At 68.1% G+C, this 18,532-nt stretch carries 16 protein-coding genes; 11 read left to right on the forward strand and 5 right to left on the reverse strand.

The genetic code is table 11. The features are described from left to right. Nucleotides 1-376: 376 nt before the first annotated feature. From HNP48_RS34005 to HNP48_RS34020, 4 genes are all read left to right on the forward strand, one after another. A complete protein-coding gene (locus HNP48_RS34005) occupies nt 377-730 on the forward strand; it encodes an FKBP-type peptidyl-prolyl cis-trans isomerase (protein WP_409362597.1) in 354 nt (117 codons plus the stop codon). A 54-nt stretch (nt 731-784) separates the two neighbouring features. Next, nucleotides 785-1,825 (forward strand): MerR family transcriptional regulator, encoded by a 1,041-nt coding sequence (locus tag HNP48_RS34010; RefSeq protein WP_184865913.1) that lies wholly within the window; start codon nt 785-787, stop codon nt 1,823-1,825. Nucleotides 1,826-1,891: 66 nt separating this feature from the next. Continuing rightward, a complete protein-coding gene (locus tag HNP48_RS34015; protein ID WP_184865857.1) occupies nt 1,892-3,163 on the forward strand; it encodes an acyltransferase family protein in 1,272 nt (423 codons plus the stop codon). Between the two features lie 36 nt (nt 3,164-3,199). Next, entirely contained in the window at nt 3,200-4,525 is a 1,326-nt protein-coding gene (locus tag HNP48_RS34020) for an MFS transporter (RefSeq protein ID WP_184865859.1), read from the forward strand. A gap of 171 nt (nt 4,526-4,696) precedes the next feature. Here HNP48_RS34020 and HNP48_RS34025 read toward each other — a convergent pair whose 3' ends face one another. After that, nucleotides 4,697-5,362, reverse strand: a complete 666-nt coding sequence (locus HNP48_RS34025; RefSeq protein WP_184865861.1) for an NAD(P)H-dependent oxidoreductase — start codon at nt 5,360-5,362, stop codon at nt 4,697-4,699. A 228-nt stretch (nt 5,363-5,590) separates the two neighbouring features. Here HNP48_RS34025 and HNP48_RS34030 point away from each other — a divergent pair, with 228 nt between their 5' ends. Beyond that, a complete protein-coding gene (locus HNP48_RS34030) occupies nt 5,591-7,756 on the forward strand; it encodes an ATP-binding protein (RefSeq protein WP_184865863.1) in 2,166 nt (721 codons plus the stop codon). Beyond that, nucleotides 7,743-8,405, forward strand: a complete 663-nt coding sequence (locus HNP48_RS34035; protein WP_184865915.1) for an RluA family pseudouridine synthase — start codon at nt 7,743-7,745, stop codon at nt 8,403-8,405. Before HNP48_RS34030 ends, HNP48_RS34035 begins: the two co-directional genes overlap by 14 nt. On the opposite strand, the gene HNP48_RS34040 is transcribed toward HNP48_RS34035, so the two are convergent. Further along, nucleotides 8,402-9,295, reverse strand: coding sequence for an EamA family transporter (locus tag HNP48_RS34040; protein WP_184865865.1), 894 nt, complete (start codon nt 9,293-9,295; stop codon nt 8,402-8,404). The two genes, HNP48_RS34035 and HNP48_RS34040, sit on opposite strands and share 4 nt — an antisense overlap. A 69-nt stretch (nt 9,296-9,364) precedes the next feature. Here HNP48_RS34040 and HNP48_RS34045 point away from each other — a divergent pair, with 69 nt between their 5' ends. The 4 genes from HNP48_RS34045 (at nt 9,365) to HNP48_RS34060 (ending at nt 13,179) form a co-directional block, all read left to right on the forward strand. Next, nucleotides 9,365-9,883, forward strand: a complete 519-nt coding sequence (locus HNP48_RS34045; RefSeq protein ID WP_184865867.1) for a MarR family winged helix-turn-helix transcriptional regulator — start codon at nt 9,365-9,367, stop codon at nt 9,881-9,883. Between the two features lie 28 nt (nt 9,884-9,911). Further along, nucleotides 9,912-10,685 carry an SDR family NAD(P)-dependent oxidoreductase gene (locus HNP48_RS34050; RefSeq protein WP_184865869.1) on the forward strand — a complete coding sequence of 258 codons (774 nt, stop codon included), beginning with the start codon at nt 9,912-9,914 and terminating at the stop codon, nt 10,683-10,685. 158 nt (nt 10,686-10,843) lie between these two features. Next, nucleotides 10,844-12,028, forward strand: coding sequence for a beta-ketothiolase BktB (gene bktB, locus HNP48_RS34055; protein WP_184865871.1), 1,185 nt, complete (start codon nt 10,844-10,846; stop codon nt 12,026-12,028). A 167-nt stretch (nt 12,029-12,195) separates the two neighbouring features. Next, entirely contained in the window at nt 12,196-13,179 is a 984-nt protein-coding gene (locus tag HNP48_RS34060; RefSeq protein ID WP_184865873.1) for a tripartite tricarboxylate transporter substrate binding protein, read from the forward strand. Between the two features lie 194 nt (nt 13,180-13,373). Here the strand turns inward: HNP48_RS34060 and HNP48_RS34065 are convergent, their stop codons facing one another. The 3 genes from HNP48_RS34065 to HNP48_RS35755 all read right to left on the reverse strand — a co-directional run bounded on the left by HNP48_RS34065 (nt 13,374) and on the right by HNP48_RS35755 (nt 17,807). Beyond that, nucleotides 13,374-13,811 (reverse strand): universal stress protein, encoded by a 438-nt coding sequence (locus HNP48_RS34065; protein ID WP_184865875.1) that lies wholly within the window; start codon nt 13,809-13,811, stop codon nt 13,374-13,376. 174 nt (nt 13,812-13,985) lie between these two features. Next, nucleotides 13,986-14,747 carry a 2OG-Fe dioxygenase family protein gene (locus HNP48_RS34070; protein WP_184865877.1) on the reverse strand — a complete coding sequence of 254 codons (762 nt, stop codon included), beginning with the start codon at nt 14,745-14,747 and terminating at the stop codon, nt 13,986-13,988. Between the two features lie 123 nt (nt 14,748-14,870). Next, nucleotides 14,871-17,807 (reverse strand): EAL domain-containing protein, encoded by a 2,937-nt coding sequence (locus tag HNP48_RS35755; protein WP_184865879.1) that lies wholly within the window; start codon nt 17,805-17,807, stop codon nt 14,871-14,873. A 198-nt stretch (nt 17,808-18,005) separates the two neighbouring features. Between HNP48_RS35755 and HNP48_RS34080 the strand changes: the two genes are divergently transcribed. Further along, the gene (locus HNP48_RS34080; protein ID WP_184865881.1) at nt 18,006-18,374 is read left to right on the forward strand and encodes a PilZ domain-containing protein; all 369 of its coding nucleotides are present in this window, start codon (nt 18,006-18,008) and stop codon (nt 18,372-18,374) included. Nucleotides 18,375-18,532: the final 158 nt, after the last annotated feature.

An 18,532-nucleotide genomic window follows, 5' to 3' on the forward strand; every position in this document is an offset into this window, starting at 1 on the left:
GAACCCGCCACGTCAGAAACTCCAAAACCCGCTTGCCACACGGGAGGCGTCCATATAAGTTCATCGACGCCCACCCCAGATCCGAGCATCGCAGGTTGCCCCCAGCGCCCGACAGGGCGATGGGGGACGCAGACTGGGGGTCGCCTTTTCTTGGCCCACCTTCTTTTGGCGACGCAAAAGAAGGTGGGTGCGCCGCCGGGCGCACATCCCGGCCTCCGCCCTCGGCAAAGAAACAGCAGCAACCACCGAAACAACAGAGAACGGACACCGACAAGAACACGACTAAGATCGCGCCTGTTTGAAATACTCGAAGGAGAACCCCTTGCGCCACACCCTGTGCCTGCTGCTCGCCACCCTCGCCATCGCTCCCGCCGCCATGGCCCAACAAGCCAAGCCCATCACCACCTCCAGCGGCCTGGTCTATGAATCGATCAAGGACGGCACCGGCGAATCGCCCAAGGCCACCGACACCGTCAAGGTCCACTACAAGGGCACCTTCCCCGATGGCAAGGAGTTCGACAGCTCTTACAGGCAAGGCAAAGCCATCGAGTTCCCGCTCAACCGCGTGATCCCCTGCTGGACCGAAGGCGTGCAGCGCATGAAGCCCGGCGGCAAGGCCAAGCTGACCTGCCCACCGGCCATCGCCTACGGCGCCAACGGTGCCGGCGGCGTGATCCCGCCCAACGCCACGCTGAACTTCGAGATCGAGCTGATTTCTGTCGGCAAGTAATAGTAAGAAGAAGTGGACCAGTGCGCGGGCCATTCATTCACCCATTCCGTGCACATGCTGCTGAAAGTCGGTGAACTGGCCCGCCGCACCGGCCTCACGGTGCGCACCCTGCACCACTACGACGAGATCGGGCTGCTCGCGCCCTCGGGCCGCTCCGAGGCCGGCTACCGCCTGTACAGCCAGGCCGACGTGCAGCGCCTGCACGGCATCCAGACCATGCGCCAGATGGGGCTGGCGCTCAGCGACATCGGCGACCTGCTGGTCGGCGAAGGCATGGCCCCCGAGCGCATCATCGGCCAGCAGATCCGAGCGCTCGACCAGCAGATCACGCAAGCCACCGAGCTGCGCGCTCGCCTGACCATGCTGCGCGACGGCCTGATGGCCGGGGCCGAGCCCGACATGGGCAACTGGCTCGAAGCCCTCGCCCTGATGACGACCTACGGCAAGTACTTCAGCGCGGCCGAACTCAAACTGATCTTCACGAACTGGAACCTGATCGAGGCCGACTGGCTGGTGATCAAGGACCTGGTGCGCAGCGCCATGGACCGCCAGCAGCCCCCCGACAGCCCCGAAGTCCAGGCCCTGGCCTACCGGTGGATGGCGCTCATGCTGCACTGGATGAGGGGCGATCTGGACCTGCTCGACCGCTGGGGCCACATGTTCCGCACCGAACCCAGCACCCAGGGACGCAACCATGCGCCGCCGGGCGACATGATCGAGTTCGTCGAAACGGCGATCAAGATGCGCATGGCCCTGCTCGACAAGTACCTGACCCGCGACGACCTGCGCCGGCTCGGGCATGTGCCCTACACGCAATGGGAGCAACTGGAGCAGGATGTGCAGCGCTTGCTGGCCGATGGCGCTCCCTCCAGCCATCCCGAAGCGGTCGCGGCGGCCCTGCGCTGGGATGCCCTGTTCGGACAGCTGACCGGCCACGACCCCGTGCTGCGCGAAAAGCTGCTCACGGCATCGGCGCAGGAACCGCTGCTGCGCGCCGGCTCCCCTCTGAGCCAGGCCGTGCGCAACTACCTGCTGGAGGTGCTGGCGCAGGCAGCCCCGGCAGAGCAGGCATCCGGCCTGCCCAAAAAGCGCTGAAAAACGCTTGACCCTCACGCAACGTGAGGGCCTACAGTCGGCCCCAGAGCTTCCTCTGGACCGACCATGACATCCGCCGACGCCCTCCATCCCGCCGACCGCCTGCACGCCCTGGACAACCTGCGCGCCACCATGATGTGGCTGGGCATCGTGCTGCACGTGGCGGTGATCCACCTGGTCTCCCCATCGCCCCTGCCCTGGCACGACGACCGTTCGACCCCGGTAGCCGACCTGCTCATGGCGTTCATCCATGCATTCCGCATGCCGGTGTTCTTCATCCTCGCAGGCTTCTTCGTGGCCTTGCTGGTGCAACGCCGGGGAGCGCGCGGCATGCTGCGCCACCGCCTGCGCCGGCTGGCCTTGCCCTTCGCGGTGTTCTGGCCCGTGCTGTACGCCGCGTGCGCGGTGCTGGCCCTGCTGTTCCTGCACCGCATGGCGCACGGGACATGGGGCCTCGACCGGAGCCTGCTGCAACCGCGCCCCGGCGTGCCCGAGGGCCCATCCACCATGCACCTGTGGTTCCTGTGGCTGCTGCTGTGGTTTTGCATGCTCGCGGTGCCCCTGCACTGGGCCCTGATCCGGCTACCGGGCCGCGTGCATGCCGCCTTGGCGGCGGCCGTCACGCACCTGGGCGAGTCGCCCTGGGGCGCCCTGGTGCTCGCGCTGCCACTGGCCTGGCTGGGCAGCCGCTACCCCAACGGGATCCTGGCCCCCAGCGGCGCCTTCCTGCCACCACTGGCCGAATGGTTGCACAACGGCCTGTTCTTCGGCTTCGGCACCGGCGTGTACCTGCTGCGTGAGCGCCTGTTCGCCCACTGGTTGCGGCACTGGCCGCTGTATGCGGCGGCGGGTGGCGTGTGCTTTCTGCTCACGGGCATCCTCATGGAGGCGCAGGCACACCCGGAGGCCTCGGCCTTCGCCCTGTTCCTGGCCACGGGCGTGCTGAGCGAGACCGCCACGCAAGCGGGTGCCACCCCGCAGCCACTGCTGTTCACCATTGCCCTGGTCTACAACACCGCGTCCTGGTTGTGGAGCTTTGCGCTGATCGGCCTCTTTCTGCGCTATGTGCAGGGCCGCCATGCCTGGCTGGCCTGGCTGGCCGACAGCTCCTACTGGGTGTACCTGGTGCACATGCCCCTGACCATCGGCTTTGGCGCGCTGCTCTACGGCCTGCCGATGCCGGCACTGGCCAAGATGCTGGTCAACATCGCCGCCACCACGGCCGTGTGCCTGCTGAGTTACCAATTCCTGGTCCGTTTCACCGCCATCGGCGCGCTCCTCAACGGACACCGCCACCGCACTCCCCCTTCTTCTGGAGAACCCATCCATGCCCACTGAAAAGAAACACCCCCTGAGGCGCTTCGCGCCAGTCCCATGCTCTGTGGGTGGCGCGCAGCGCCGTGGAGAACTGACGTGAAACCGAACGCTGCACTCTGGCGCGACCCCAATTTCCGCTGGCTGACCGGCGGCTCGGCCCTGACCATGCTGGGCGACCAGTTCACCCTGATCGCCCTGCCCTGGCTGGTGCTGCAGATGACAGGCGACACCCTGGTGCTGGGCACCGTGCTGGCCTTGATGAGCGTGCCGCGCGCGCTCTTCATCCTGGTCGGCGGCGCCCTGGTGGACCGCTATTCGCCCAAGCAGGTGCTGATGCTCACCAAGTACGTCAACCTGGTGCTGCTGGCCCTGCTCAGCGGCCTGGTGCTCACGGGCACGCTCACGCTGTGGATGGTGTATGCGCTGTCGCTGGCCATCGGCCTGGCCACGGCCTTCAGCATCCCGGCCGGCACGGCCATGATGCCGCACGTGGTGCCGCGCCCACAGCTGCAGGCCGCCAATGGCATCAGCCTGGGGCTGCGCCAGTTCACCATGTTCCTCGGCCCCCTGCTCGCGGGCCTGCTGATCGCGCTGTTCGGCGACGGCAGCGCCGGTGCGGATGCGCGGGCCAATGCCACGGGCATCGGCATTGCGTTCGCACTCGATGCGCTGAGCTTCGGCATCTCGGCCTGGACACTGGCACAGGTGAAACCCCTCACGGACACCACCTCTGCGCCGCAGGGCGCACCGCAGGCCGTGCTGGCCTCGGTGGCCCAGGGTCTCGTGCATTTCTGGCGCGACACGGAACTGCGCACCTGCTTTCTCTACTGGAGCGCCATTGCACTGTTCATCATGGGTCCCATCCACATTGCCGTGCCGGTGCTGGCCAGCAGCACGCCCACGCTGGGTGCTGCGGCCTTCGGCACCATGCTGGGCGCCCATGGGGCGGGCACGCTGGCAGGCATGGTGGCTTCGGGCATGTTCCCGCGCCTGCGCTGGGGCAGCCTGGGGCTGACCATCCTCGCGTTCGACGCCGTGATCGGCCTGCTGTTCATTCCCATGGGCATGGTCACGGCCGTGTGGCAGGGCGCAGGGCTCATGCTCGCCATCGGCCTGCTCGGCGGCTTCATGCAGGTGCGCGTGTTCACCTGGATCCAGCAGCGCGTGCCGCCCATGCTCATCGGCCGGGCCATGAGCCTGTTCATGTTCATCTTCATGGGCCTGGCGCCGATCTCGGCGGCCGTGACGGGCTGGCTCATGAAGAGCATCACGCTGGCCCAGCTGTTCGCCGCCAGCGGCGGTGCGCTGGTGGTGTTGGCGGCGCTGGCCTTTGTGCTGACGCCACTGCGCCAGGTCAACGATGCGCACCGGCCTGCGAACTGAGCGAAAAAACCGCCCTTCACTTGCGTGGAGGGCGGGTGAACGTCTTTAAGAGCCTGTTTACGATCTTTTCAGGGCCGAAAAGATCGTAAACAGGCTCTAAGAAAGACGGCGGAGGAGAGAGATATGCAACCGGTTCCGGCCTGCCCTTGCGGGCCCTGGCCGGGTGTTTCATCACACTTCGGTGACGAACTGTTCGCGCGGGCGGCGCACCTTCTTGAGGTTCACCAGCCAGTCGCCTTCGCTGGCGCGGTAGCCCAGGGGCAGGATGGCGACGCTGCGCAGGCCGCGGGCCTTGAGGTCCAGGATCTCATCAAGGGCCTTGGGATCGAAGCCTTCCATGGGCGTCGAGTCCACGCCTTCGAAGGCCGCAGCCATCAGGGCGGCGCTCAGGCCGATGTAGGCCTGGCGGGCGGCGTGCTGGAAGTTCACTTCGGCATCGCGCTGGGGGTACATCCCGAGCAGCATCTGGCGGTAGTTTTCCCAGCCTTCGTTCTTGAAGCCGCGCTGTTCGTTGGTCAGGTCGAACATCATGTTGATGCGCTCGGCCGTGTAGTTGTCCCAGGCGGCGAAGACCAGCAGGTGCGAGCCATCAGTGATCTGGCCCTGGTTCCAGGCGATGGGCTGGATGCGGGCGCGCACGGCGGGGTCGGTCACCACGATGATCTCGAAGGGCTGCAGGCCGCTGGAGGTGGGTGCCAGGCGCGCGGCTTCGAGGATGCGCTCGACCTTGTCGGCCGGCACGCTCTTGGCGGGGTCCATCTTCTTGGCGGCGTAACGCCATTGCAGCTTGTCGAGCAGCGGGTTGGCAGCAAGGGTGGTGTGGTCGGCTGTGGTCATGGCCCTGGTTCCTGAAATGTGGTCTTGGGTGTTGGAGGGACGGCATCGCAATGCCGATGGGTGAACTGTAGGGAAGGGGGCGCTGTTCGGTAAGGCCCGCCGGGGAAAAGGATTGTTCGCAATCCATCAACAATCACCCCTTCCATGCGCGGTATGGGGGCTTCGGGAGGCTTACACTTGTTTTCCCCTCCCCATCGCGCGGTGCCGCCTTGCCGATTGCCCCAGTCCATGAGTGAACCGGACCTGTCTTTCCTGGACCCCTCCCGGCGTCCACCCGCAGCCGGTGCGGCAGCGGGTGGCGCTGCCCCCGCGTCCACTGGCAGCCCGGCCGAGGGCCTGGTGGCCGAGCTGCGCGCCTACCAGGCCGAGCTCGAAAGCCAGAACAAGGTGCTGCGCTACAGCCAGGCCGTGGCCGAGAGCGCCTCGGAGCGTTTCGAGACCCTGTTCGCCAGCATGCCGCTGGCGCTGATGGTGATCGACGAGCACGACATGGTGGTGCAGGCCAACTCCATGGCGCACCGCTCCTTCCAGCCCACGGAGCGCGACCGGCCGCTCACGGCGCTCATGCCCTTCGTGAGTGCGGCCGATGTGGACCGCGTGAACAACGCCTTCGCGCAGGCCGAGAACCTGGGGCGCAGCGAAGTGACCGAGGTGGTCTTCGACATCGGCGAGGAAGTGCGCATCAAGGGCGACCTGCACATCGCCCACATCGAGGCCCCCCAGGCCGGCGGTGGCCCGCCTGTGTCGCAGTACCTGTGCGCGGTGATCGACCAGGGCCCGCTGCTCAGCGAGCGCCGGGCGCTGCAGCACAGCGCACAGGCGCTGCAGCAGCGCAACGAGCAGTTGTACGCCAGCGAGAAGCGGCTGGAAGCGGTGATCAACTCCGCCCTGGACGCCATCGTCTGCGTGGACCAGCACCAGCGCATCACCGTGTTCAACCCCACGGCGGCAGCACTGTTCCAGTGCAGCGCCAGCGATGCGCTGGGCAGCCCGCTCGAGCGCTTCCTGCCCGGGGCCACGCAGGGCCTGACCTTTGCGCAACTGACCACGCAGGCCATGCTGGGCGAGATGACGGCGCTCACGGCGGGTGGCAAGGAGCTGGCCGTGGAGGTAAGCGTCTCCTTCGAGCGCCACGCCGAGGGCGAGACCACCACCGTGTTCGCACGCGACCTCACAGGCCGCAAGAAGGCCGAGGCACACCGCAGCGAGCTGGAGGCGCAGCTGCGCGAGTCGCACAAGATGCAGGCCGTGGGCACCATGGCCGGCGGCATCGCGCACGACTTCAACAACATCCTCGGCGCCATCCTGGGCAACGTCGAGCTGGCCAAGGCCGACTGCGCGCCGGGCTCCCCCGCGCTCGAAAGCCTGCGCGAGATCGACAAGGCCGGGCGCCGGGCGCGCGATCTGGTGCGCCAGATCCTGACCTTCAGCCGCAACGAGCCGCCCCAGCGCACGGCCGTGCCGCTGGTGGAAGTGGTGCACGACACCGAGCGCCTGCTGCGCGTGACCCTGCCCCCGGCCATCGAGCTGCACATGCAGCTGCAACTGGACCTGCCCCCGGTGCTCGCCGACGCCACCCAGGTCGAGCAGGCGCTGCTCAACCTGTGCACCAATGCCATCCACGCCATCGGCAGTGCGCGCGGCAGCATCCATGTGGAAGCCACTGCGGTGCAGCCCGACCAGCGCCTGGGTGAACGCCTGGGCCTGGCAGAGGGCCACTACGTGGCGCTCACGGTGCGCGACAGCGGGCCTGGCATCGACGCAGCCACCCTGCAGCGCATCTTCGAACCCTTCTTCACCACCAAGCCCGTGGGCCAGGGCACGGGCCTGGGCCTGGCCGTGGTGCACGGCGTCATGCGCACGCACGAAGGCGCGGTGGATGTGAGCAGCATTCCGGGCCATGGCAGCCGCTTCACGCTGTACTTCCCCGTGGCGCCCGGCGGCACCGAGACCGCGCCGCCAGTGATGCCGCCCCCGGCCCCCGCGCCGCTGGCCACGGCGCAGGCCGACCAGCGCAAGCCCCACGTGATGTACGTGGACGACGACCAGGCTCTGGTCTTCCTGGTGCAGCGCCTCTTGCGCCGGCGCGGCTACGAGGTGAGCGGCTACACCGACCCGCATGAAGCCAGCGCAGCGCTGCGCGCCGACCCGCAGCGCTATGACCTGCTGGTGACCGACTACAACATGCCCGGCTTTGTCGGTACCGACCTGGTGCGCGAAGCGCGCCAGATCCGCGCCGACCTGCCGGTGGCCCTGGCCTCGGGCTATGTGACCACCGAAATCGAGCAGGCGGCCATGGCTGAAGGCGCCAGCGCCCTGATCCACAAACCCAACGATGTGGAAGAACTGGTGGCCACGGTGCACCGGCTCATCCATGGCCATGCTGCCGGCTGAGGGGCCACTGGCTGTGCAGGCCCTCTACGAGGACGCCGACATCCTGGTGTTGCACAAGCCCGCCGGCCTGCTGTGCGTACCCGGCCGCGGACCCGACAAGCAGGACTGCCTGAGCGCCCGCGCGCAGCAGCACTGGCCCGGCGCGCTCATCGTGCACCGGCTGGACCAGGCGACTTCAGGCCTGGTGCTCATGGCCCGCCATATCGATGCGCAGCGCACGCTGAGCCAGGCCTTTGCCGAGCGCCAGGTGCACAAGCGCTATGTGGCCGTTGTGCAGGGGCAGATGCAGCCGCCTGGCGCAGGCACCTGGGCCGAGATCGATCTGCCAATCGCCGCCGACTGGGAACGCCGCCCGCTGCGCGTGATCGACGCGGCGCTCGGCAAGCCCAGCCTGACGCGCTGGTGTCTGCAGTCCCATGACGATGCAGCCAACTCCACCCGCGTGCTGCTCGAACCCGTGACCGGCCGCACCCACCAGCTGCGCGTGCACCTGGCGGCCCTGGGCCATGCCATCCTGGGCGATGCGCTGTATGCCGACGCGGCCACACTGGCCCGGTCGCCGCGCCTGCTGCTGCATGCGAGCGAGCTGGCACTGGCGCACCCTGCATCGGGTGAGCCCTTGGCATTTCATCTGGCGCCTGATTTCTAGCCGCGCTCGGCCTGCCGCGCCATGGCCCACTGCACGGCCAGGATGCTGGCCAGCACCACCACCACGCCCACCAGCGAGGTGCCGCGCAAGGCCTGCCCGAGCAGCGCCCAGCCGAGCAGCACGGCCGCCACCGGACTCAGCAGGCCCAGCGACGACACCGCGATGGAAGGCAGCCGCGCCACGCCGCGGAACCACAGCGCATAGGCCAGCAACGCCCCCGCAATGCTCAGGTAGGCGTATCCGCCCACTTGCGTGGCCGTGAGCGCGGGCAGCGGCGGGTCCACCGCCCAAGCCACAGGCAGCAGCATGAGCCCGCCGGCCAGCAGTTGCCAGCCCGTGAAGGCGAGCACCGGTAGCCCACCCGACTGCCAGCGCCGGGCAAGAAAAGTCCCCAGCGCCATGCACACCGTGCCGATGAACGCAGCCGCCACGCCCACCATGTCCCAGGCGGCGCCGGGCGACAGCAGCAGCGCCGCCATGCCGGCCACGCCCAGCGCGCCCGCCACCATGGCCAGGGCCGGTGGCCGGCGGCGGTCCGCCGCCCAGGTCAGGCCCATCATCAAGAGCGGCCCGACGGCGCCCACCACGGCAGCCACCCCACCCGGAAGGCGGTAGGCCGCCACGAACAGCAGCGCCTGGAAGACCCCCAGGTTGAGCGCCGCCAGCAACAGCAGGCGCGCCCAGCCCCGGCCATCGCGCAAGGCCGGCGCCTGGCGGCACCACAGCACCAGCAGCAGGCCGGCAGGCAGGGTGCGCAGCAGCGCGGCCGTGAAGGGCCGGTCCGGCGGCAGCAGCTCGGTGGTGACGATGTAGGTGGAGCCCCAGATGGCGGGGGCCAGCGCGGTGAGCAGTACATCGCCCCAGGCGACGCGGGAAGGTGTCTCGGTCATGATTTTATCTTTAATTCAAGATAAATCACTGTACCATAAAATCTTGAAATCAAGACAATCTGCATTGCCATGCCCACACCCTCCGCCCCACCCGATGCCGTGGACGCCATCCTGGCCCAATGGCACCGCGAGCGCCCCGACCTGGACGTAGGCCCCATGGGCCCCATTGGCCGCATCAAACGCTGTGCTGCCCTGCTGCAGCGCCGGCTGGACGAGACCTTTGCCGAGTTCGGCCTGAGCTTCTGGGAGTTCGACATGCTGGCCACGCTGCGCCGCTCGGGCGCGCCCTACTGCCTGGCACCGACCACGCTGTTCTCCACGCTGATGGTCACCTCGGGCACCATGACCCACCGCATGAACAAGCTCGAAGCCAGCGGCTTCGTGGCGCGCCTGCCCAACCCCGAGGACGCGCGCAGCATGCTGGTGCAGCTCACCCCTGCAGGGCTGGCGCTGATCGACCGGGCCGTGGAGGCCCATGTGGCCAACGAGCACCGCATCCTGGCACCGATGAAAGCGGCCGATCTGGCAGCGCTCGACGCCAAGCTGGCCGTGCTGCTGGCAGCCCTCGAATCGCCGGAGACACCCTGAGGGTGGTGGGGCGCAGTACGATGGCGGGATGTCCCAAACCCCACAACACCTCTTCATCCTGACCGGCGGCTCGCGCGGCATGGGCCTGGCCATGGCCCAGCAACTGCTGCAAAGCCCCGCAAACACCCTTGTCAGCCTGGCACGCAGCAGCCAGGACGCCCTGACCGCCGCAGCCAAGGCCTCGGGCGCCACGCTCGAGCAGTGGCAACTGGACCTCGCCCAGGGCGAGCAGGCCGCCAAGCGCCTCGCCGACTGGTTGGCCGCGCAGGCCCCGGGCCGCTTTGCCAGCGCCACCTTGATCAACAACGCCGGCGTGATCCCGCGCATCGCCCCGCTGTCGGGCAGCGACGCCGCCGACCTCGCCAACGCCCTGCGCGTGGGACTGGAGTCGCCCATGCAGCTCACGGCCGCCTTCCTGGGCGCCACCGAAGGCTGGACGACCGCAGCGCGCAAGGTGCTCAACATCTCCTCGGGCCTGGGCCGCAAGGCCATGGCCTCGCAGGCCGCCTACTGCGCGGCCAAGGCCGGCATGGACCACTTCACGCGCTGCGTGGCGCTGGACGAAGCCCACAAACCGAACGGCGCCAAGGTATGCTCGCTGGCTCCGGGCGTGATCGACACCGATATGCAGGTGCAATTGCGCGGCGCCCCTCCCGAGGCTTTCCCGGACCGCCAGAATTTCGCCAACCTCAAGACGGGTGGCCAGCTCACATCGCCCGCCGATGCCGCCACCCGCGTGCTCGCCTGGCTGGACCGCGCAGACTTCGGCACCAACCCCGTAGCTGACGTACGCGAGGCATGACTCCCCCTGAGCCGCTTCACGTCTTCCCCCAGAGGGGGACGCCCCCGGTGGTCTGGCAAAGCCAGTTCCATGAGGGCACCGGCTTGTAGCGCGCCCTGCTTGGCCCCCCGTTTTCGCATCCCACTCAATTTTTCCCCAATCCATCCAAGGAGACCCCCATGACCCGTGAAGTCGTCGTCGTCAGCGCAGTGCGCACCGCCATCGGCACCTTTGGCGGCAGCCTCAAGGACATTGCGCCCACCGAACTGGGCGCGCTCGTGGTGCGCGAATCGCTCGCGCGCGCCAACGTGGAAGGCAAGGATGTGGGCCACGTGGTGTTCGGCCATGTGGTGAACACCGAGCCCAAGGACATGTACCTGTCGCGCGTGGCCGCCATCAACGGCGGCTGCGGCGAAGGCACGCCCGCCTACAACGTGAACCGCCTGTGCGGCTCGGGCCTGCAGGCCATCGTGAACGCCAGCCAGTCCATCCTGCTGGGCGATGCCGATGTGGCCATTGGCGCGGGCGCAGAGAACATGAGCCGCGCCCCGTTCGCCAGCCTGAACACCCGCTGGGGTGCCCGCATGGGCGACACCAAGATGGTGGACATGATGATCGGCGCGCTGCACGACCCCTTCCACACCATCCACATGGGTGTGACGGCCGAGAACATCGCCGCCAAGTGGGGCATCAGCCGCGAAGAGCAGGACAAGCTGGCCGTGGAAAGCCACAACCGCGCCGAGCGCGCCACGGCGGCGGGCTACTTCAAGGATCAGATCGTGCCCGTCACCTTGAAGAGCAAGAAGGGCGATGTGCAGTACGCCACCGACGAGCATTTCCGCAGCGGCGCCACGCTCGAGGATTTCGCCAAGCTCAAGCCGGTGTTCGCCAAGGAAAACGGCACGGTGACGGCCGGCAATGCCTCGGGCATCAACGACGCGGCCGCGGCCGTGGTGCTGATGGAAGCCGGCGCCGCCAAGGCGCGTGGCGCCAAGCCGCTGGCCCGCCTGGTGGCCTATGCCCATGCCGGCGTGGACCCCAAGTACATGGGCATCGGCCCCGTGCCGGCCACGCAGCTGGCGCTCAAGAAGGCCGGCCTCACGGTGGCCGACCTGGACGTGATCGAGGCCAACGAGGCCTTTGCCGCCCAGGCCTGCGCCGTGAGCAAGGACCTGGGCCTGGACCCGGCCAAGGTCAACCCCAATGGCTCGGGCATCTCGCTGGGCCACCCCATCGGCGCCACGGGCGCGTTGATCACCGTGAAGGCCTTGCACGAGCTGCAACGCGTGCAAGGCCGCTATGCGCTGGTGACCATGTGCATCGGCGGCGGCCAGGGCATTGCCGCGATCTTCGAACGCCTCTGATCAGTACCGAGGCCTGCCATCGCCACCCGCGATGCTGCCACCCCGCATTGGCAAGGCAGCACCCCCGCCGTATCGGCGATCATGGCGAGGTGCTGGCCCAGACCGGCAGAGTGGAGCACGCCCGCCGTGGCGGCTCCCCCATTGAACCGACGGAGACATCTTTCACCATGATTCGCACCCTGATTTCCTTCAGTGCGCTGGCCCTTGCCCTGGGTGCCACCGCCCATGCCCAGGCGCCCGCACCGGCCGCCGGCTACCCCAACAAGCCCATCCGCCTGATCGTGCCCTTCCCACCGGGCGGCGGCACCGACATCCTGTCACGCCTGGTGGCCACCAAGCTCACCGAGAGCGCCAAGTGGACCGTGGTGGCCGACAACAAGGCCGGCGCGGGCGGCACCATCGGCATCGGCGAAGCCGTGAAGGCCGGCCCCACAGGCTATGACCTGGTGATGGGCCAGAAGGACAACCTGGTCATCGGCCCCTGGCTCTACAAGAACCTGCCCTGGGACCCCACCAAGGACCTGACCGCCGTGGCCCACGTGGCCTATACGCCCGTGGTCATCGCCACCAGCGCCAACTCCAAGTACAAGACCCTGGCCGATGTGGTCGCAGCCGCCAAGGCAGCGCCCGGCACCGTCACCTACGGCTCGCCCGGCAACGGCACCTCCATCCACCTGGCGGGCGACCTGTTCGAGAAGGCTGCGGGCGTGAAGCTCAGCCACATCCCCTACAAGGGCTCGAACCCCGCCCTCATGGACGCCCTGGCCGGCAATGTGGACCTGCTGATGTCGTCCGTGCCCTCGGCCATGGGCCAGCTCAAGTCGGGCAAGCTGCGCGCCCTGGCCGTCACCTCGGCCAAACGCAGCTCCTCCCTGCCCGATGTGCCCACGGTGGCCGAATCGGGCTTCAAGGGCTTTGACGTGAGCACCTGGTATGGCGTGTTCGCCCCGGCCGGCACCCCCGCCAACGTGGTCGCCACGGTCAATGCCGAGATCAACAAGCTGCTGGCCACGCCCGAGATGAAGGAGGCCATCCATGCCCAGGGCGCCGAGCCCGAAGCCATGTCGGCCGCCCAGTTCGGCACGCTGCTCAAGACCGACTACACCAAGTGGAAGGGCATCGTGGAAGCCTCCGGCGCAAAGATCGAATAGGAGGAGTCGCTAAAAAGCCCCTCCTGGCGCCGTTGCTCCGCCTTGCCGTACTTTCCAGCACTGTCTGCGGCGGAGCGCCTAGCCAGGACCGCTGCGCTGGGCTTTGCAGCAACTCCAGACGTGATGCCTCCAAAAAAATGGCTCCCTCAAAGGGAGCCATTTTTGTATGCGGCAGGTCTCGAGAGGGTGCGCGGTCAAGTCCTCACCACCAGCACCGGCACATGCACGGCGCCCAGCACACGCTGGGTCACGCTGCCCAGCACCAGCTTTTCGAGCCCGCGGCGGCCATGCGAGCCCATCACGATGAGGTCGGCGCCCGTGCTCAGCACAGCGCTCAGAATGCCGTCGTGCACGGTATGGCCTTCGCCCACCACCGTGCTCACCTGCACGCCAGCGGCGGTGAGTTCGGTGCGCGCCTTCTCCAGCGCGGCATTGGCCTCGGCCGTCGCCGCGCTCAGGTACTGCGCCTGGCCATAGGCGAAATCGGCACCCACACCGGTGAACGGATAGGGGTCCACCACGTACAAGGCGGTCACGGCGCTGCCGAAGGTCTTGGCCAGGCCTGCCGCCTTGGCCACCGCCAGCGAGGCGATGTCGGAACCATCAATGGGAACCAGGATGTGCTTGAACATGGTGTCTTCTCCTTGTGTGAATGCACCCTCGGCGAAGCCTGCGGTGCGATGAAGGACAGTGTGAACCTGCACCATACCGCGCATCTTGATCCGCATCAAACAGCAGGCGCCTGATCAGGCCACTTCAGCACCATGACGACGCCTTGTCCTACACGTGTGCACTTCCACAGGCCTCTACCCCACGACCTCCGCTCCCTGGAACCCCCCGCGCCGGCAGGTAACCACCAGTGTGTCGCGGTAGCCACCCGGGGCGATGGGCTGGATGGGCGTGGACTCGTGGATCATGCGCGCATCGTCGAGCAGCAGCAGCGACCAGGGCTCGGTTAGCGTGAAGCGCTGGCCGCTCGGGCCATGGGCCTCGAACACGCGGGTCTCGCCACCCTTGATGCCCACGCGGCCCACCAGGAACACGGCCACCAGGTCCACGCCATCGCGGTGCGCCCCTTCGGGCGTGGGCCGGCCGATGCCGCCTTCGGTATCGATGCGGAACTGGTGCGCCTCCACCGACCAGGGCTGCGGAGCCTTGCCATCGGCAAACACCGCGTCGGACACCTGGGCCAAGGCCTGCAGCAGCTGCGACCACGCGGGCTGCGCCACGGTGGCGGCCTCCATGGGCGCAAACCAGCGCTCCATGCCGCCGTGCAGGGCGTTGTACTCCACGGGTTGCCAGTGCGCGCGGTGCGGTACCTGCTGCACCTGCCCGCCCTGCACCACGAAGCAGGAATGGCGCCGGCGCCGGTAGCGCCCGCCATCCTTGAGGAACTCATCGGGCGGCAAGGCCTGCCAGTCGGCGTTGAGCGCCAGCAGCGCAGACAGCGGGCAACCGATCCAGGCCGCCACGTCGGCGGGCGAAAGCACGGCAAAACCCGCGTCGCGCAGCTGTGCCGCAGTCCCGGAAGGGGTGGTGAACGGGGGAGAAAAAGTGACTTGGGCCATAGAGGCCCGAGCATAAGGCTTAACCGCCGGTGCCGTGTGCTGCAGGGCCGGCGCAGGCAGGCAGAGCGCTGCGGATGTGATGCAGGTCAAGCGGCACAGGCCAGGCCATGTGCCTGCAGCCGCTCAGGCCCCGGCCTGCGCCACCTGCGCCGCAATGCGTGGCAGCGCACTGGCTGGTGCCGGGCGCCCGAACAGGTAGCCCTGGTAATGCAGGCAGCCCACGCTGGCCAGCAAGTCACGCTGCTCCGGGGTTTCCACGCCTTCGGCGATGACGCCCAGGTCCAGGCTGTGGGCCAGGTTGACGATGGTGCGGGCGATGGCCGCATCGTTGGGGTCGGAGAGCAGGTCGCGCACAAAGCTCTGGTCGATCTTGAGCTGGTCCAGCGGCAGGCGCTTGAGGTAGCTGAGCGATGAGTAGCCCGTGCCAAAGTCGTCGAGCGAAAAGCGCACGCCCAGGGCGCGCAGCGAGCCCATGCGGCGGATGATGTCCTCCACGTCGTCGAGCAGCAGCGACTCCGTGAGCTCCAGCTTCAGCCGCAGCGGGTTGGCGCCTGTGCTGTGCAGGACTTCCACCACCTCCTCCACGAAGTGTGGGTGGCGGAACTGCAGCGCGCTCACGTTCACGGCCACCGTCCAGTGCGCCGTGGCTGCATCGCGCCCCCATTCCACCAGTTGCAGGCAAGCGGCCCGCAGAATCCACGCACCGAGCGGCACGATCAGGCCACAAGCCTCGGCCACGGGCACGAACTCGGCGGGCGAGACCAGCCCGCGCTCGGGGTGCTCCCAGCGCAGCAACGCCTCGGCGCCCACCATGCCCTGGTCCCGGCTGATCTGGGGCTGGTAGTGCAGCAGGAACTGGCCCTCGCGCAGCGCTTCGCGCAAACCCGCCTCCAGCGCGGTGCGCGCCGTGACGGCAGCCTGAGTGCGCGGGTCGAAGAAGCGCAGCGTGTTGCGCCCCGACCCCTTGGCCTGGTACATGGCCATGTCGCCACGCTTGAGCAGTTCGTCCACCGTGGTGTGCGGATCGGCATACAGGGTGACGCCGATGCTGCAGGAGCTGTGGTGGGCATGTCCGCCGAGCTGGTAGCTCTGGGCCAGGGCCTGCAGCACCTTGCGGCCCACGATCTCGGCCTGGTTGGCGGCCTCGTGCGGCAAGGCGCTCAGGCCTTCGAGCAGCAGCACGAACTCGTCGCCCCCCAGGCGCGCCACCGTGTCGCCATTGCGCACGCAACCGCCCAGGCGCGCAGCCACCTGGCGCAGCAGCTCGTCGCCGATTTCGTGGCCCTGGGTGTCGTTGAGGTCCTTGAAGTTGTCCATGTCCACGAACAGCAGCGCGCCGCCGGTGCCCGTGCGCGCGCTGGCGGCCAGGCTGTGCTGCAGGCGGTCGGCCATCAGGCGGCGGTTGGGCAGGCCCGTGAGCGGGTCGTAGAAGGCCAGCAGGCGGATCTCCTCCTCGGCGGCCTTGCGGCTGGAGATATCGGTCAGCGTGCCCACATAGTGCGTGATGGCGCCCTGCGCCGAGCGCACGGCGGTGATGGTGATCCAGGCCGGGTAGACCTCGCCATCCTTGCGCCGGTTCCAGACCTCGCCCTGCCAGGAACCCACCGCCAGCAGGGTCTCGTGCATGGTGCGGTAGAAGGTCTGGTCATGCCGGCCCGACTGCAGCAGCGCCGGGGTCTTGCCCACCAGCTCCTCGACCGTGTAGCCGGAAAGCCGCGCATAGGAGGTGTTGGCCTGCAGGATGCGCTGGTCGGGCCCGGTGACCACCATGCCCTCGAACGACTCGAACACGATGGCCGCGATCTGCAGCGACTCTTCCACCCCCTGGTGCTCCGTGATGTCGGTGGAGATGCCGCACAGGGCGTAGATGCTGCCGTCATCGCGGCGCAGCGGCATCTTCACCGACAGGTAGGTGCGCACCGAGCCATCGTGCAGGGTGTTGACCTCCTCCACCTCGATGCGCTCGCCCTGCTCCAGCACCAGCCGGTCGTTGGCAACGAGCTGGCGCACCGTCGCCGCGTCGAAAAGCGCACTGTCGTCGCCGCCGACCAGGCCCCGCGCCGGATGCGGCTGCAACGACAGCATGTGCTGGTTGACGTACTGGTAGCGGTGCTCCGCGTCCTTGATGTAGATGAAGGCGCCCACACTGTCGAGGATGGTGCGGAACTTGTGCTCGCTGGCCCGCAGGTGCCGGGTGTGGTGGCGCAGCGCCACGATGGCGAGCGCTACCAGCGCGCCTGCCAGCAGCAAGGCACCCGCAGCCCATACCGCGGGATGCCGGAGGACACCGCCCGCGGGCGGCTGGGCCACCCAGCGGCGCATCACCTGGGCGTAGGAGGCGTCCACGCCGTCGTGCCACTGGGCGGCCCGCTTGTCGATGGCGGCCAGCAGCTCCGCGTTGCGGCCCTTGCCGGCCGCGACGTAAAGCCCGCCAGGCTGGAGCACGACCCCCGAGTCCACCAACCCCTGGCCTTTGGCATGCGAGCCCCCGAACAGGTGGTTGGAAATGGCGGCCTCGGCGTTGCTGCTGCCCACGGCACTGAAGGCCTGGCCGGGCGAGTCCACCTCCACCACCATGACCTGCAGCCCATAGCGGCGCGTCAGGGCAATGAAGTGGTCCCTTTGCTCGGTACCGCGCTGCACCGCCACGCGTTTGCCATCGAGGTCCAGCACCGAGCGGATGGACGAGGACGGTCGCAGGTACACCTGGGACCAGGTGTCCACGAGGGATTCCGAGGTGAAATCGAATTGGGCCTCGCTGGCCTGGGCGCGCGGCGCATCGGGCAGCAGGTCCAGGCGGCCGGCGCGCAATTCATCCAGGCAGGCACGCAGATCGCACGGCACGTAGCGCAGGGACCAGCGCTCACGCTCGGCAACCAGGTTGAGCAGGTCCACGAAAATACCCGCGGGCCGGCCGTGCTGGTTCATGAACACCGTGGGCTCGTTGGCATAGACGCCCACCCGCACCTCGCGCACGGGCGCGGCCGCATTGCTGCACAGCGGCAGCAGGCTCCACAAGGCGCCGACCAACCAGGCCGGCCAGCGGCGAAGCCACCGCATGGTGCGCGAACTCACGATCAGGAATCCCCACAGTGGCTGATTAAGGCGTCATGTTAACCAAAGGTTGCTAAAACTTCCAAAAGTTACAAAATCCCGAGCAGACTGCTCGGCGCCACGGAAAACCGCAGGCCGCGCACAAGCCCGGGTTCTCCGTGGGGATGGACTCGGTTAGCATGCAGCAAACCCCTGGAGACAGCCATGCCCCACGAACGCCGCCACTACGTCCGTGTCCACTTCGATGCCCCGGCACTGCTCACCCTGGCCAGCAACGCCTTCAGCGTGCATGTGCAGGATCTGTCGCTCAAGGGGGCGCTGGTCTCGCTGCCGGCCCAGGCCAACGTACAGGCGGGCATGCTGTGCCAGCTGACCATTCCGCTGCACGACACGGGCAACCACATCGGCATGTCGTGCGAGGTGGCGCATGTCGAGGGACTGCACACCGGCCTGCTGTACCTGTCCATCGACCTGGACAGCGTGACCCATCTGCGCCGCCTGATCGAGCTGCAACTGGGCGACCCGGCCCTGCTGGAGCGTGATCTGGCCGAGCTGACCCACACAGCGCACTGAATTGAAAAACACCCCTTGAGTCGCTTCGCGCCTTCCCCCTCTCTCGACTCGCTGCGCGACTCGGGAGGGGGACGCCCCCGGTGCGGCGGGGCGGCCCTTGCACGGGGGCACTGGCTTGGGCCGCGCCAGTTTCATCCGCCGCCCAGCGTGCTGCGGCC

The organism is Acidovorax soli (assembly GCF_014207955.1).
Taxonomy (GTDB): Bacteria; Pseudomonadota; Gammaproteobacteria; order Burkholderiales; family Burkholderiaceae_C; genus Acidovorax; species Acidovorax soli_A.

Bases quoted from the DNA above. Each gene is read 5' to 3' on its own strand.
- HNP48_RS34005 (WP_409362597.1), top strand. From the start codon at position 377: ATGGCCCAACAAGCCAAGCCCATCACCACCTCCAGCGGCCTGGTCTAT.
- HNP48_RS34015 (WP_184865857.1), top strand. From the start codon at position 1,892: ATGACATCCGCCGACGCCCTCCATCCCGCCGACCGCCTGCACGCCCTG.
- HNP48_RS34045 (WP_184865867.1), top strand. From the start codon at position 9,365: ATGCCCACACCCTCCGCCCCACCCGATGCCGTGGACGCCATCCTGGCC.
- HNP48_RS34080 (WP_184865881.1), top strand. From the start codon at position 18,006: ATGCCCCACGAACGCCGCCACTACGTCCGTGTCCACTTCGATGCCCCG.
- bktB (WP_184865871.1), top strand. From the start codon at position 10,844: ATGACCCGTGAAGTCGTCGTCGTCAGCGCAGTGCGCACCGCCATCGGC.
- HNP48_RS34030 (WP_184865863.1), top strand. From the start codon at position 5,591: ATGAGTGAACCGGACCTGTCTTTCCTGGACCCCTCCCGGCGTCCACCC.
- HNP48_RS34010 (WP_184865913.1), top strand. From the start codon at position 785: ATGCTGCTGAAAGTCGGTGAACTGGCCCGCCGCACCGGCCTCACGGTG.
- HNP48_RS34025 (WP_184865861.1), bottom strand. From the start codon at position 5,362: ATGACCACAGCCGACCACACCACCCTTGCTGCCAACCCGCTGCTCGAC.
- HNP48_RS34065 (WP_184865875.1), bottom strand. From the start codon at position 13,811: ATGTTCAAGCACATCCTGGTTCCCATTGATGGTTCCGACATCGCCTCG.
- HNP48_RS34035 (WP_184865915.1), top strand. From the start codon at position 7,743: ATGCTGCCGGCTGAGGGGCCACTGGCTGTGCAGGCCCTCTACGAGGAC.
- HNP48_RS34060 (WP_184865873.1), top strand. From the start codon at position 12,196: ATGATTCGCACCCTGATTTCCTTCAGTGCGCTGGCCCTTGCCCTGGGT.
- HNP48_RS34040 (WP_184865865.1), bottom strand. From the start codon at position 9,295: ATGACCGAGACACCTTCCCGCGTCGCCTGGGGCGATGTACTGCTCACC.
- HNP48_RS35755 (WP_184865879.1), bottom strand. From the start codon at position 17,807: ATGCGGTGGCTTCGCCGCTGGCCGGCCTGGTTGGTCGGCGCCTTGTGG.
- HNP48_RS34050 (WP_184865869.1), top strand. From the start codon at position 9,912: ATGTCCCAAACCCCACAACACCTCTTCATCCTGACCGGCGGCTCGCGC.
- HNP48_RS34070 (WP_184865877.1), bottom strand. From the start codon at position 14,747: ATGGCCCAAGTCACTTTTTCTCCCCCGTTCACCACCCCTTCCGGGACT.
- HNP48_RS34020 (WP_184865859.1), top strand. From the start codon at position 3,200: ATGCTCTGTGGGTGGCGCGCAGCGCCGTGGAGAACTGACGTGAAACCG.